General features: G+C 63.2%; 11 protein-coding genes. 8 read left to right on the plus strand and 3 right to left on the minus strand.

Annotated features, from left to right (window positions below; all coding sequences use genetic code 11):
* Positions 1–9: 9 nt before the first annotated feature.
* Positions 10–447, plus strand: coding sequence for an SRPBCC family protein (locus GR212_RS18820; RefSeq protein ID WP_163988190.1), 438 nt, complete (start codon positions 10–12; stop codon positions 445–447).
* A 114-nt stretch (positions 448–561) separates the two neighbouring features.
* Here the strand turns inward: GR212_RS18820 and aroE are convergent, their stop codons facing one another.
* Entirely contained in the window at positions 562–1,410 is an 849-nt protein-coding gene (gene aroE / locus GR212_RS18825; RefSeq protein WP_163988193.1) for a shikimate dehydrogenase, read from the minus strand.
* Between the two features lie 17 nt (positions 1,411–1,427).
* A complete protein-coding gene (locus tag GR212_RS18830; protein WP_163988194.1) occupies positions 1,428–2,954 on the minus strand; it encodes a GMC oxidoreductase in 1,527 nt (508 codons plus the stop codon).
* 123 nt (positions 2,955–3,077) lie between these two features.
* Between GR212_RS18830 and GR212_RS18835 the strand changes: the two genes are divergently transcribed.
* Entirely contained in the window at positions 3,078–3,947 is an 870-nt protein-coding gene (locus GR212_RS18835) for a helix-turn-helix domain-containing protein (protein ID WP_163988196.1), read from the plus strand.
* A 236-nt stretch (positions 3,948–4,183) separates the two neighbouring features.
* Here GR212_RS18835 and GR212_RS18840 read toward each other — a convergent pair whose 3' ends face one another.
* Positions 4,184–5,185 carry an ABC transporter ATP-binding protein gene (locus tag GR212_RS18840; RefSeq protein WP_163988198.1) on the minus strand — a complete coding sequence of 334 codons (1,002 nt, stop codon included), beginning with the start codon at positions 5,183–5,185 and terminating at the stop codon, positions 4,184–4,186.
* A gap of 103 nt (positions 5,186–5,288) precedes the next feature.
* Here GR212_RS18840 and GR212_RS18845 point away from each other — a divergent pair, with 103 nt between their 5' ends.
* From GR212_RS18845 to GR212_RS18870, 6 genes are all read left to right on the plus strand, one after another.
* Positions 5,289–6,593 (plus strand): ABC transporter substrate-binding protein, encoded by a 1,305-nt coding sequence (locus tag GR212_RS18845; protein ID WP_163988200.1) that lies wholly within the window; start codon positions 5,289–5,291, stop codon positions 6,591–6,593.
* Between the two features lie 117 nt (positions 6,594–6,710).
* A complete protein-coding gene (locus GR212_RS18850) occupies positions 6,711–7,637 on the plus strand; it encodes a carbohydrate ABC transporter permease (protein ID WP_163988202.1) in 927 nt (308 codons plus the stop codon).
* Complete coding sequence (locus GR212_RS18855; RefSeq protein ID WP_246725808.1) at positions 7,634–8,488, plus strand: carbohydrate ABC transporter permease; 855 nt, start codon at positions 7,634–7,636, stop codon at positions 8,486–8,488. Before GR212_RS18850 ends, GR212_RS18855 begins: the two co-directional genes overlap by 4 nt.
* A 24-nt stretch (positions 8,489–8,512) precedes the next feature.
* Positions 8,513–11,542, plus strand: coding sequence for an alpha-mannosidase (locus GR212_RS18860; protein ID WP_163988204.1), 3,030 nt, complete (start codon positions 8,513–8,515; stop codon positions 11,540–11,542).
* 59 nt (positions 11,543–11,601) lie between these two features.
* Complete coding sequence (locus GR212_RS18865) at positions 11,602–12,795, plus strand: ROK family transcriptional regulator (protein WP_163988206.1); 1,194 nt, start codon at positions 11,602–11,604, stop codon at positions 12,793–12,795.
* Complete coding sequence (locus tag GR212_RS18870) at positions 12,785–13,861, plus strand: ROK family transcriptional regulator (RefSeq protein ID WP_163988208.1); 1,077 nt, start codon at positions 12,785–12,787, stop codon at positions 13,859–13,861. Before GR212_RS18865 ends, GR212_RS18870 begins: the two co-directional genes overlap by 11 nt.
* The last annotated feature ends 105 nt before the right edge of the window (positions 13,862–13,966 follow it).

The raw sequence follows: 13,966 nt of genomic DNA on the forward strand, positions 1-13,966 counted from the left end.
GAGGGGAACATGGCCAAGGCCTATGCAAGCGCGGTGATCGACGCGCCGATCGAAGCCGTATGGGAGGTCGTGCGCGATTTTAACGGCCTGCCGAACTGGCATCCCGCCATTGTCGGAAGCGAGATCGAAGGCGGGTTGAGCAGCAGCGATGTCGGCTGCATTCGCTCCTTCCATCTCACGGATGGCGCGCATGTGCGCGAGCGGCTGCTTGCGCTCAGCAACTGCGATCATTCGCTGTCGTACAGTTTCGTGAAGCCCGCATTTCCGGTCAAAAACTACGTGGCAAGCATAAGGCTGCTTCCGATTACCGAAGGCAACCGGACGTTTGCGGAATGGACGGCCACCTTCGACGAGGAGCCGGAAGATGCTGGAAAATATGTGGAAATCGTCTCCTCACATGTTTTCGCTGCCGGCTGGAAAGCGCTTAAATCGAAGCTCAACGAATAAGCAGGCGTGGTGGACGTACCGCTGCCGGCACCCCCGCTATTCGCGATTGTGAATGAAGGCGGGATGGAAGTCCCGCCTGAATGGCCTTGGCCGAAGGCGCCGGAGCATGTTCTTTCATAATCCCAGATCGGCAAGGGCCTTGCGCATGATGCCGGTGTCAGCATCGATACCGGTCCAGTATCGGATCGCGATGACGCCTTGGTTGACCAGCATCCCAAGTCCGTCGGCGGTGCGGCAGCCCCGTGCTTGCGCTTGCCTGAGGAACGGCGTCAGGGGTGGGTTGGGAATGCCGTCGGCGACCACCATGTTCGCGTGCAAGCTGTCCGGTTCGATGTCCGGCATGGCGTCGATATCCGGAAACAGGCCGATCGACGTGGCGTTGATGACGATATCCGTCTCTTCCGGTATGCGATATCGCCCCACCCAGGGCCGGTAGCGCCCCTTGGCCGGCGTCTGTCCGTCAATCACGGCGGCGACGTCCTCTCCGCGTCCGGCACTGCGGTTGACGACGGTGATGTCGGTCGCGCCCGCCAGGGCCATCTCGACGCCCACCGCCCGGGCCGCCCCGCCTGCTCCGAGCAGCACAACGCGCTTGCCTGCAGGGTCGATGATGTCCCGCAGCGCGGCAACGAAGCCTTTTCCGTCGGTGTTTTCGCCGATCAGACGGCCCTCGCGGCGAACCACGGTATTGACCGCGCCGATGATGCGGGCGGATTCGCCGAGCCCGTCCAGATGCTCGATGACCGCCACCTTGTGGGGCAGCGAGCAATTGAAGCCCATCCAGCCCATGGCGCGGGCGCCGCGCACGGCATCTTCAAGCGCGTGCGGAGCGACCTCGCAATTGATGTAGCGCCAGTGGAGACCATGATGCCGATACGCCGCCTCGATCATGGCGACGGTGGGGTTTTCTGCGGCCGGTATGGCAAAGGAACCGGTCAGCGGTGAAAGAAAATTATGAACCATGGAAAGCTCCCGGATGGTCAGGCGGCGAGATTGTCGTTGCGCCAGGAAGCGCGCAGGTGATTGCCGACGCGCAGGGCCTGCGCGCAGACCGTGAGTGCCGGGTTGAGTGCCGCCGAGGATGGGAAGAACGAAGCGTCGACCACATAGAGATTGGGATGGTCATGGGTGCGGCAGACGGAATCGAGAGCCGACTGCGTCGGATCGACGCCCATGCGCACGGTGCCGCATTGATGGGACGGTGCCTCGATGCCGAAGGAGTGGCGCAGGACCACGGGGAAGATTTGCCGCAGCCGGGCGCGCGCATGCTCCACGAAACGGTCATGCGCGGATCGGCCCCCCGGATGATAGGCCACTTCGACCCGATCGCCCGGCAGAAGACGGACGCGGCTTTCGGCTCGTGGCAGGTCCTCGGACATGCACAGCCAATCGACGCTATGGCGCCCGAGGAGATTGGCAAGCGGGCGCGGCATCCAGGAGTAGGCGGAGCGGATCATCGGCCCCTGAATGTTGCCGAGCATCTGGATGTTGCCTCGCGCAGCGCCGTCACCCGGCACGCCGTGATAGAAATCGTTGACGGACAGCGTTTTGGGAAATTTCGTGTCGTTCACGCGAAACGGCATGAGACCCATCAACCCGCTCAGGTGATGGTTCATCAGGTAACGGCCGACGACGCCCGAGCTGTTGGCAAGCCCATTGGGATGGGCAGCGTCGGTCGAGCGCAACAGCAGAAGTGCGGAGTTGATCGCGCCGGCGCTAAGGACGAACAGCGGCGCCTCAATGCGCATGATCTCGCCGCCGCGCCGCACTTCGACCGCCGCTATGCGCCCGTCCGAGGCAGGAAGGAGCCGCGTCGCCTGCGCCCCTGTCCAGAGCGTGACGTTGGGATGTTTCAGGACTGGCCGGATCAATCGCATCTCACCATCGCCCTTGGCGCCATAGCGACAGACGAAGGCATCGCAGGTGCCGCAGCGCCGACAGCTTCCGCCGGGACCAAAATCCACCGCAGACGGCATGAAAAAGGGGCGAAGGCCCTGCGTGAGCAGTCTTTCAGCCATATCGGCGATGACCGGCTCGTGCGGAATGGCCGCGTGGGAATAGGGATGGGAGCGAGCGCCCTCGGTCGGATCCTGTCCCGCCTGCCCGCGCACGCCGAACAGGCGCTCCGCCTCGTCGTAAAAAGGTTCGAGATCGTCATAGGAAAAAGGCCAGGACGGGGATGTGCCATCTTCATGCTCCGTTTCGCGAAAATCGGTGTCGCGAAACCGGAACATGGCTGTCCCGTAGAACTTCGTGTGCCCGCCGACATAGTAATACTGGCCGGGGCGGTAGCGGCGACCGGCCTCATCCTGGTATTCCTCTCTGGTCCGGTAGCGCGCCTGGGTGAAAACCGCTTCCGCATCGGCATTTTCCGGTTCGTTCGGCAGGAAGCTGCCCCGTTCCAGGATAAGTATCCTTGCGCCCGTTTCGGCGAGCTGGCGGGCTACCGTGCCGCCGCCGACGCCCGATCCGATAATCACCACATCCGGTCTGATCGCCGCTTCCATCCGTTCCTCCTGTTGCCGGGTAGGGTGACATTACGGATGGCAACGGATTGCGCCATTCCCTCGGGCCGCAAGCTTTTGTATGATTGCCGCATTATGGTGCGATAGAAGCGGAGCAATAGGTCAATGCAGCCCTGGTTCGAAACGGTTGCCATTCCGGCGGATCGCTCCTGGCTTCTGTTCGACCGGCAATTGCCCGATTTTCCGTTCAACTGGCATTACCATCCGGAGTTCGAGCTGACCTTGACGGTCGATAGCGGGGGCGTGCGGTTCGTCGGCGATCATGTGGAGCGATACGGCGACGGTGATCTCGTTCTGCTCGGGCCGAACCTGCCGCACGCGTGGCAATCCGAGGCGCTGATCGGCACGGCGCGGCTGCACCGGGCCATCGTTTGCTGGTTCTCGCGCGAATGGATCGATGGCCTCATGGCGTTGATGCCGGAGTATAGCGGCCTTGCTGCTCTCACCGCTGCGGCGGGGCGCGGGCTGGAATTCGACGCGGCGACCGTCGCGCGCCTGCGGCCGCGCATGCTGGCGCTCGGCACGCTGCCGCCGGCGATGCAGGCGCTGGAATTGCAAGGGATTCTGCTCGACCTCGCTTCGGTCCGCGGGAGGTCGCTGGCCTCGGGAGAGGTTTCGGTGAGCGAGACGCCGCGTGACCGGGAGCGGATGCGACGGGTACTTACCTGGTTGCACGCCCATTACCGCGAACCGCTGCGGCTCGCCCCACTCTGCGCCATCGCGCATTTGACGGATAGCCAGTTGCAGCGTGTGTTCAAGCGCAGCACCCGCATGTCGATCAGCCAGTATGTGACGCAATTGCGGATAGGCGAGGCTTGCCAGATGCTGGTGCAGACCGATCTCCCGATGAACCATATCGCCGTCGAATGCGGCTTTTCCGATACGGCGCATTTCGCCCGTCAGTTTCGCGCCGCCAAGGGCCTGCCGCCGACGCATTATCGACAGAGCTTCAAGATCTCCGCAACGCGCGCTTAGCCCGGATTGTCCGAAACCGTCGCGGAGGATGGCCCAATCCGCATGCCATCCCGGGCGTCTGTCAGCCGGCAACATCGTCGAGCGATGGAGCGCCGGCCTCAGGGCAGCCTCGCCCGGCGATTTCCATGATGCCGCCGGCATGACTGTGGCGACAAGATGCGTGCAGTTTCTCTTGCCTGCCGTTGCTGCCCGCCACTGACCGGATCGGCGGCGGGCGAGATGCCAGGGCGTCGGCTTCAGCGCATCGCCTTGCCGTCTCCGTCGAATCGGTGAAGCTTCTCTTCCGGAAAGACCATGGAGATCTCCTGGCCCGCCGCTACCATGAGGTCACCGCCGCCGCGGACGATGACGTGGCCGGCATCCGGTAGGTCGACTTTCAGAAAAGTGTCGCTGCCGAGATGTTCGGCGAAGGCAACGGTGCCGCTGATCCCGGTTCCGGCGGCGGATATCCGGATATGTTCCGGCCGGATGCCCAGCGTCGCGGCGCCATGGGCCTCTGCATGACGACCGGTAAGGAAGTTCATGGCCGGCGAGCCGATAAAGCCGGCTACGAAGAGATTGGCGGGTGACTTGTAGAGCTCCAGCGGCGTGCCGACCTGTTCGATCCGGCCCTGGTTGAGCACGACGATCTGGTCCGCCATGGTCATGGCCTCGGTCTGGTCGTGCGTGACATAGATTGTCGTCGTCTTCAGCCGGTCGTGCAGATCGCGGATCTCCGCGCGCATCTGCACGCGCAGCTTGGCGTCGAGATTGGAGAGCGGTTCGTCGAACAGGAAGACTTTGGGATCGCGCACGATCGCGCGACCCATGGCGACACGCTGGCGTTGTCCGCCGGACAGCGCTGCCGGCTTGCGGGCGAGATAGGGTGTCAGCGCCAGTATGCCGGAGGCATGGTCGATGCGCTTGCCGATTTCCTCCTTGTCCCGCCGCATCAGCCGCAGCGCAAAACTCATATTGTCGGCGACCGTCATGTGCGGATAGAGCGCGTAATTCTGGAAAACCATGGCGATGTCGCGCTCGCGCGGGGCCAGGTCGTTGACCACGCGGCCGTCGATGTTCATTTCGCCGCCGGAAATCGTCTCCAGGCCGGCGATCATGCGCAGAAGCGTCGATTTTCCGCAGCCGGACGGACCGACGAGCACGACGAATTTCCCATCCTCGATCTCGACGCTGAGATTGTGCAGGACCTGCAAACCTCCGTATTGCTTCGAGACATTGTCAATGACCACACGCGCCATCAGTACCTCCCTTGACACAAAAACAAAGTGATTTAATATAAATATTGCCTGCTCGATCGCTCGTCGTCAACGGGCGGCACGGCAACAAATTTGGGAGGGAATTATGAACTATCTGACGCGCCGCGTTGTCGCGGTCGCCGCGGCTGCCATGGTCGCTTTTCCGGTTTTCGCAGAGGATCTCGTCACCAATGAGCGCGCCGGCAAGGCAGATGCGCCCAACAAGTTGGTCCTGGCGTTGCCGGCTTGGGAGAGCCCGTCATTCTCGGCCGTGCCGGCCTGGGCCGACGGCTACAAGAAGCTTTATGGCGATTTCATTTCCAAGCATCCGGATTGGCAGATCGATTTTCAATACCAGAGCGACGATACCGGTCAGGTGGCAGCCCGCCTGCTGGAGCAGGCCAAGGCCGGCAATGCGCCAGATTGCTCGGCGATCGACAGCTTCGTGCTGCAGCAGTTCATCGACAACAAGGTGCTGAAGCCGATGACGCCCTATTTCACCAAGGAGCAGGTCGCGGATCTCTTTCCCTTCATCCGCGACGTCGTCGTCGCCAAGGACGACCAGCTCTATGCTTGGTGGTGGGCGACCGACATCCGCGTCTTGTGGCGCAACACCGATATCGTGCCTGCTGCGCCAAAGACCTGGGCCGACTTGAAGAAAGCCGCGCTCGCGTCGAAGGAAAAAGGCATGGAGGGCGTGCTGTTCAATGCGGGCCGCTGGGAAGGCACGACCTTCGACTGGCTGGCGAATTTCTGGTCGCAGGGCGGCAAGCTTGTCGATACCGACGCCAAGCCGATCTTCGGCGAAGGCGACAATCGCGCCAAGATGATCAAGGCGGTCGACTACTACAAGGATCTCGTCGATTCCGGCGCCGCACCGAAGCGCGTGCTCAACATCAAAGCCTATGACGACATCAACGCCGCTGCCGCCGCCGGCACCACCGCCCTGTTCGTCGGCGGCAACTTCCAATACGGTCAGCTGAAGAACGCGCTGGAGCCCGACGATTTCGCCAAATGGCAGCCGTCGCCGCTTCCCGGTCCGACGGAATCGCAGCATTCGGCCGGCACGGGCGGCTGGGCTTTCGGCTCCTTCAGCAATGATCCGAAGAAGGTCGAGTTCTGCGCCGATCTCGTCAAGGAGGTCTACAACGGCCCGGCCAACGCCTTGCAGGATCAGTTGCCGACCCAGCGTTCGCTGTTCGACAAATACGATCAGTTCAAGACGCCGATCGACAAGGGTTTCGCGGCAGCTCTGGAAAACGGCAACGCACGTCCCGGCGTCGCGATCTATCCGGAAATCTCCAACCAGATCCAGATCATGATGGGCGACGTGCTTTCCGGCACCAAGTCCACCGAGGAAGCGGTCGATGCCGCCTACAAGGCCTCGCTCGCCGCCTATTCCAGCAAATAACGGGCTTCGGCGGGCTTTCCCGCCGCGGATATGGCAACTTTCCGCCCTGGGCATGGGCGCGGTTTCGGTGTGGACCGGCCGCGTTCATGCCGGGAGGGCAGGCACGGAACGATTTTTATGACCGTTGCAGCATTCAGCAGTTCTTCAGGCCGGACGCGGACCGCCAGCAGGCCGTTCTCCGGCTCGGCCTGGCCTTGGCTCTTGCCGGCGATCCTCGTATTGGGATTGTTCTATCTCTATCCGATCCTCGACGCCTTCCGGCTGGCCTTCACCAACCAGACGCTGCTCGGCAGCGACGGCGGTTATTCGCTCGACAAGATGCGACAGATCCTCGGCAATCCGGCTTTGCCGCTGACATTGTGGATCACCTTTGTCTTCACCTTCGGCAGCGTCGTGGGCCAGCAATTGCTCGGCCTGTTCATCGCGCTGGTGGTCATTCGCGCCGAGAAGCGGCGCCTGTTCGGGGCAACGTTGCTGCGCACCGCGGTCATGGTCGCCTGGGTGGTACCGGGCATTGCCGGCGGCATCGTCTGGCAGATGCTGTTCAGCGAAGCGCCGTTCGGGGCGATCAATGGCTTGCTGCGCCTTGCCGGTATCGCGCCGGTTGCCTGGCTTTCCGATCCGGCCAACGCCATCTGGTCGGTGGTCATCTCCAATATCTGGCGCGGTACGGCCTTCTCGATGATCGTGATGTACGCGGCGCTGAAGACCATCGATCCCGTCCTGTTCGAGGCCGCGGCCGTCGACGGCGCCAATCCCTTGCAACGCTTCTGGTACGTCACCCTGCCGCAATTGCGCACGGCGATCCTGGTCAACATGGTGATCATCACCATCCAGACCCTGAACACCTTCGACGCCATTCTATCCTTGACCGGCGGCGGACCGGGCAGGGCGACGGAGGTGCTCTCGCTCTTCACCTACAACCTCGTCTTCCGCAACTTCGATCTTGCCGGCGGCAGCGTGCTGTCGGTGCTGATGCTGGCGATCAGCCTGGTATTGGCGATGGTCTATGCTCGCTTTCTGCCAAGGGAGGCCGCCGAATGAATGCAAGGATCAATGCCCGGATGGCGGAACGCATCGGCGATGCTTTCAGCTATATCTTCATGCTGATCGTTTTCGCCTTCTTTGCCGGACCGCTGCTGTGGCTGCTGTCTCTGGCACTGCGCAGCCGTCGCGAGATCTATCTCGGAGTCGCTCGCTTCATTCCGAAGAACCCGACGCTCGATAATTTCTACGCCGTTCTCACCAACGCTTCCTTCGCGGGTTACCTTTGGAACGCCCTGCTGCTTTCATGCCTTTCGGCCCTCGGCGTGCTCGTCGTGTCCCTGCCGGCGGCCTATGCCTTCTCGCGGCTGCAAATGCGCGGAAAACCGATCTGGATGCTGGCGATCCTGGCTTTCCAGATGGTCTCGCCGCTGGTGATCATGGTGCCGCTTTACCGCTATATGAGCTCGCTCGGCCTGATCAACAGCCTGTTCGGCGTGGTCATGGTCTATGTGGCCCTCGGCGTACCCCTGGCCGTATGGCTGCTGAAAGGCTTCGTCGACGGTATTCCGAAAAGCCTGGACGAGGCGGCGATGATCGATGGATGCACGCCGTTCTCCGCCTTCTGGCGCATCATCGTGCCCCTGTCGTCGCCTGGTGTCGCCTCGGTGTTTATCATCACCGTCATCGCCGGCTGGTCGCAATTCCTGGTGCCGTTCCTGTTGATCACCCAGGACAACATGACGCCGGTCGCCGTGGGCATCTTCAATTATGCCGGCTCGAGCAACGACAGCTCGATCCAGTTGCTGGCCGCCGCCTGCCTGATCTCCGTCGTGCCGGCCATCATCGCCTTTCTCGCTCTGCAACGCCTTATTCTGGAAGCCATGACCGCCGGCGCGGTCAAAGGCTGACGTCAAAACCCGACAGGACATGCCATGCATCTTACTATCGCCCAACGCCTCGACCGTCTGAAGGTCAGAACCGCCGAAATCAGCCATTGGCGCGAACGCGCCACGTCCTCGATCGATGGCTGGACCTTCGACGGTCAGGAAATCGCCATCGGACAGGCCTGGCCACACCGCAAGGGCATCGTGCATTTTGCCGCCAAGGCCCGCGTGCCTGACGGCTGGCCTCTGGAGGAGAGCCGCCTGCAGCTCGATCTTGGTGGCGAAAGTCTGGTCACTCTCACCTTCGAGAGCGGCAAGCGTGAGAGCTTCGGCCTCGATCCCTTCCATCAGGAATTCCCGCTGGCAGGCCGCGAGATCGCCATCGCCACCGACAGCGTCGCCCGGTTTCCCTTCGGCGAACCGAACCGCGAACCGAAGCTCATCCGGGCCCGGCTTGCCTGGCTGGATATACCCGTCCATCGCCTGAACCTGTTGCTCAGGCAGGTCGTCGAGGCCATCGAGGCGCTGGGTGAACACGACGTTGTCGCCCATATGCTTGACGCGGCCGAAGACACATTGCGCAGTCTCGACTGGCCCTCCGCCACGGAGCCGTATGTCGCGCGCACGGCCAATGCCGAATGGCAGCAGAAGATCTGGGAACTGCCGGAGATGATCGACGATCCGGCGGCGTTGTCGGATGAGGAACGCGCCACGGTCGTCGCGGCTTACGACGCCCTGCTCGATCGCCTGCGGGCCCTCCAGGCACGCTACCCCCAAAACGGCGAACTGTTGCTGACGGGCCATGCCCATATCGACCTTGCCTGGTTGTGGCCCTACGGCGAGACCCGCCGCAAGATGCGCCGGACCTTCCATACTGCGCTGTCGCTGATGGAGCGTTCGGATGATTTCCGCTTCAACCAGTCGACCGCCCATTACTACGCGCAGATCGAGGCTGATGATCCCGCGCTGTTCGAGCGCGTCAAGGCGCAGGTCGCAGTCGGCAAATGGGAAACCATTGGCGGCATGTGGGTGGAGCCCGACACGATCATGCCGACGGGCGAGAGCCTGGTGCGGCAGATTCTCTATGGCCAGCGCTATTTCGAAAAGACCTTCGGCGTGCGTCACACCGTCTGCTGGCTGCCGGATTGCTTCGGCTTCGCCGGTGCCTTGCCGCAACTCCTGCGCCAGGGCGGCATCGACAGCTTCTTCACGACCAAGGTCAATTGGAGCGAAACCAACAAGTTCCCCTATGACCTCTTCTGGTGGGAAGGGCTCGACGGCAGCCGTGTGCTGGCGCATGCGTTCGACAATCCCATGCTCGGCTATAACGGCTTCGTGCAGCCGGATTGCTTCATGCCGACCTGGAAGAATTTCCGCCAGAAGGTCGAGCACGATACGTCGCTTCTGGCGGTGGGCTACGGCGACGGCGGCGGCGGCGTCACGCCTGAAATGGTCGAGCGGGAAGTGCAGCTTCGCGATTTTCCCGCCATTCCGAAGGCGCGTTGGGGCACGGTCGAGAATTTCTTTGCCGGTGCTCACAGGGCCGCCGAAAAAAAGCGTCTGCCAGCCTGGTCGGGTGAGATCTATCTTGAGCTGCACCGGGCGACGCTGACCACGCAGAGCGGCGTCAAGCGGCTGCACCGCAAGGCCGAGAGAGCGTTGATAACAGCCGAAATCCTGGCCTCCGTCGCCTATATGGCGGGCGCGGCGGCGAAGCCGCCGAGCCTGGAGACGGACTGGCGCGTGACCCTGAAGAACGAGTTTCACGATATCTTGCCGGGCTCGGGCATTCGCGAGGTCTACGAGGACGCCGAGCGCGAACTCTCCGAGGTTATCGGCCATGCAGAGGCCTCTCAGGCGGCGGCGATGGCAGCCATTGTCGGCCATCTGCCGAAAGGCGGCATCGCCGACGCCGTGGTGGTCGCCAATCCGTCGCTCGATGTGCGGCCGTTGCGTGCCGTGCTGGACGACGGCACGGTGCTGGCGACGGGCGACGTGGTGGCGCCCTTGTCCGTTCAGGTATTCGATCGCTCGGCGCTCACTCCCGCCGGCGTCCTGCGCGCGGATGTGAACCGGCTGGAGAATGACCATATTGCCGTTGTCATAGGCTCCGACGGCCTGATATCGAGCATGGTGCACAAGGCGACCGGCCGCGAGGCGCTGGCCGAAGCCGCCAACCAGCTCTGGGTCTACCCGGCCGACAAGCCGCGCAATTGGGATGCGTGGGACATCGATGCCGATTATGCGGAAAAGGGCATCCGTCTCGACAGGCCCGAAAGCATCGAACTGGCCGAGAACGGGCGGCATCGTGCTGCGATCAAGGTCGTCCACCGCTATCGCGACTCGACGATCACGCAGTTCTACGTGCTGACCGCCAATGCCAAGCGCCTGGATATCGAAACCCATATCGACTGGCACGAGCGGCGCGCATTGCTGCGGTCGCTCAATCCGGTGGCGGTCCGGGCTCGAACGGCAGCCTTCGAATGCGCTTATGGGATTGTCGACCGGCCGACGCATACCAACACCTCCTGGGATGCCGCGATGTTCGAAGCAGTCGCCCATCGTTTCGTCGATCTCAGCGAACCGGACTTCGGCGTTGCCTTGCTCAATGACGCGAAATACGGCCATAGCGCCCGGGGCAATGTGCTCGGCATCAGTCTTGTGCGCGGGCCGATCTATCCCGATCCCCTGGCCGACGAGGGGGAACAGCGCTTCACCTATTCGTTGCTGCCGCATGAGGGCGAATGGCATTCCGGCGGCGTGCGCGAGGAAGCGGACGATCTCAATCAGCCGCTGATAGCCGTCAGTGCCGCCGGGTTGGCCGCCACCTCCCTCGCGCCGCTGTCGGTAACCGGGGTCCCTGTCGCGCTTTCCGCCCTGAAGCCGGCCGAGGATAGCGATGGCCTGATCCTGCGTGTTTACGAGCCGGCAGGGCGCCGGGGCGGACTGGAGATCGCACCGGCCGGCAGCTGGCGCGTTGGCGAAGCCGTCACCCTGATGGAAGAGCCTGACCAACGGAGCGGCGGCCGGGACATCACGCCGTTCGAGGTCAGAAGCTGGAGGATCGAGCGGACGTGACAGTTGCGCAGCATTGACGGATGACGGTAGAAGGAGGGGAGATATCAAGTTCTGGACAGATGAACGCTGAAGCCAAATATGCGAGCGCTACCGACCTTGCCGGATCCAATGGCGAGCAGGCAGCGCTCCACAACAGGGGTGTGGTGCTGCGCGCCATTCATCGCGGCGCGCCGATCTCCCGCACGGAGATCGCGCGTCAGTCCGGGCTGACCAAGCAGGCCATCGCCCGCATCGCCGAAAAGCTGATCGACGACGGGCTGGTGGTGGAGGCTCGCCGGCGGCACGGCCTGCGCGGCCAGCCGGCGATCGAACTGGAAATCAACCCCTCGGGCTGCTTTTCCGTCGGCGCCAATATCGATCGCGATCATCTGACGATCGTCGCCATGGACGCGACCGGAGCTGTGCGCGGCCGTGTCCATCACGAAAGCCGCTTCCTGATGCCGGAGGAATTCATCCGGCTGATGCGTGACGCGCTGCAGGGCTTTCGACAAAAGAAGATCATCGACGAGACGCGCTTCGCCGGGATCGGCATTGCTATTCCCGACTGGCTGGGCGAGGTGCCGGTCATCGGATTTCCCGCAGCCTATCATGCCTGGACGGATTTCGATATTCCGGCTGCGCTTGCCAAGTTGACGCCACATCCCGTTTTCATCGACAACGACGCCAATGCGGCGGCGGCGGGCGAGCTGCAATTCGGTCTCGGTCGCGAAAGTCGAACCTTCTTCTATATCCTCGCAAGCGCCTGTCTGGGCGGCGGCCTCGTTCTTGACGGCCAGCAGCACCGCGGCGTCGCCAAGATGGGCGGCGAAATCGGCTGGCTGCCAACCGGCACGGATCCGGGCGGTTTCGGCGGCGGAGTCCAGCCGCTCGGCAAGATCGTGTCGCTGTTCATCCTCTACGACTTCCTGCGCCAGCACGGTATCGAGGCATCGGAGCCGAAACATTTGCTGGCGCTCGACGGCAGGGGCAAGGCGCTGCTGTCGCAATGGTTGAGGCAGGTGAGCGTTCATGTCGCCGAAGCAGTCACGCATGTCGGCCTTATCATCGATCCCGACGCCATCCTGATCGGTGGCCGCCTGCCGGTGCGCCTCATCGATGAGTTGCTGCTCTATGTTCATGAGCAATTGGAGCGCTCGGGCGCCGATTATCCGCCGGTGCATCGCGCGGCGGCGTCCGAGGATGCGGCAGCCCTTGGCGCTGCCGCCATGCCGCTTGCCCATGCGCTGATGCTGCGGACCGCCGATGCCGCCTGATCGTGCCCCTCCAGCTCCCGGCCTTGGCCACGCGCAGATCGCCGACCATAATTCGCGGACGATCCTCGAGGCGCTTCGTCGCAACGGACCCATGACGCGGCTGGAGCTGGCGGCGTTGACCGGGCTGACCGCTCCCGGGGTGACCAATGTCCTGCGCCGTCATTTGGCGGAAGGATTGATCGTCGAGGGCCAGCGCCGGACGCAGAACGCCCAGGTTCCCTCCGCCGAATATGCGTTGCGACCGGACGGTGCCTTCGCGATCGGCCTCAGGCTGCGGCGAGACAGGGTTTCCGGCATGCTGGTCGATCTGGACGGCCGGATCCGCAGCCGCGCCAGCGTACCCCGTACCAATGCGGATGAAACCGCCATTGCCGCGGCGTTCGAAGAACTGCACGCCGCAGCCGGCCCTTCCGCCAATCTCGTCGGCATCGGCCTGGCATTGGATGATTATGGCGCCGACGACGCGCAAAAGGTGCGGCAGGTGTTTCCCGACCGCCTCGTCGTAGCTGAACTCGATACGCTGGCGGCGGTGCTTGCGGAACGCACGGTCGGCGCCGGCATACCGGAAGCCGGCATGGTGATGGTGCTGCTCGAGGAGCGTATTCGCTCGGGACTGTTCCTGCATTCCATTCCCTTTGCCGGCGCCCGCGGCCGTGCCGGGCGGATCGGCGGCATGCTGACCGGGCCTGATCGCCTCCAGCTCGACCGGGTTTGCTCCGCGGATGCTTACATGGCTGCCGTGGAAAATCCCGACGGCGGTTCTGCCGAGGCGACGGCCGCCGCCTGGATCAAGAAGGCGGCGGTCCACCTGTTCGACGCGCTTATGGCGATCGCCGGGTTCGTTGCGCCTGGCAAGATCGTGCTTGACGGCGATCTGCCGAGCGATGTCATCGATGCCCTGATCGTGGCCATGCGGTGCGTTGCGGCAAGCCAGCGTCCGGAAAGCCCGCCTCCGCCGCTGCCGCCGGTGACGCCGGCTACCTTCGTGGGCGACAGCGTTCTTCTGGGAGCTGCCTTGCTGCCATTTTTCGACGTTCTCCTGCCCAAGCGTTCCGTCGCTGAATGAAGAGCCATGCCGATAGTATCGAACCATCAGCCAGGTTTGTCGCCGTATTCCTGCCGGTCTTGGCTCCCGTGGATCGACGCAGCTTGATCGAGTGATACGAAACCC

It is taken from the genome of Martinezella lusitana (assembly GCF_010668395.1).
GTDB lineage: Bacteria > Pseudomonadota > Alphaproteobacteria > Rhizobiales > Rhizobiaceae > Rhizobium > Rhizobium lusitanum_A.

Excerpts from the sequence above, each read along its gene's own strand:
- GR212_RS18820 (WP_163988190.1), top strand. The coding sequence starts at position 10 with ATGGCCAAGGCCTATGCAAGCGCGGTGATCGACGCGCCGATCGAAGCC.
- GR212_RS18855 (WP_246725808.1), top strand. The coding sequence starts at position 7,634 with ATGAATGCAAGGATCAATGCCCGGATGGCGGAACGCATCGGCGATGCT.
- GR212_RS18870 (WP_163988208.1), top strand. The coding sequence starts at position 12,785 with ATGCCGCCTGATCGTGCCCCTCCAGCTCCCGGCCTTGGCCACGCGCAG.
- GR212_RS18865 (WP_163988206.1), top strand. The coding sequence starts at position 11,602 with ATGAACGCTGAAGCCAAATATGCGAGCGCTACCGACCTTGCCGGATCC.
- aroE (WP_163988193.1), bottom strand. The coding sequence starts at position 1,410 with ATGGTTCATAATTTTCTTTCACCGCTGACCGGTTCCTTTGCCATACCG.
- GR212_RS18860 (WP_163988204.1), top strand. The coding sequence starts at position 8,513 with ATGCATCTTACTATCGCCCAACGCCTCGACCGTCTGAAGGTCAGAACC.
- GR212_RS18845 (WP_163988200.1), top strand. The coding sequence starts at position 5,289 with ATGAACTATCTGACGCGCCGCGTTGTCGCGGTCGCCGCGGCTGCCATG.
- GR212_RS18850 (WP_163988202.1), top strand. The coding sequence starts at position 6,711 with ATGACCGTTGCAGCATTCAGCAGTTCTTCAGGCCGGACGCGGACCGCC.
- GR212_RS18830 (WP_163988194.1), bottom strand. The coding sequence starts at position 2,954 with ATGGAAGCGGCGATCAGACCGGATGTGGTGATTATCGGATCGGGCGTC.
- GR212_RS18840 (WP_163988198.1), bottom strand. The coding sequence starts at position 5,185 with ATGGCGCGTGTGGTCATTGACAATGTCTCGAAGCAATACGGAGGTTTG.
- GR212_RS18835 (WP_163988196.1), top strand. The coding sequence starts at position 3,078 with ATGCAGCCCTGGTTCGAAACGGTTGCCATTCCGGCGGATCGCTCCTGG.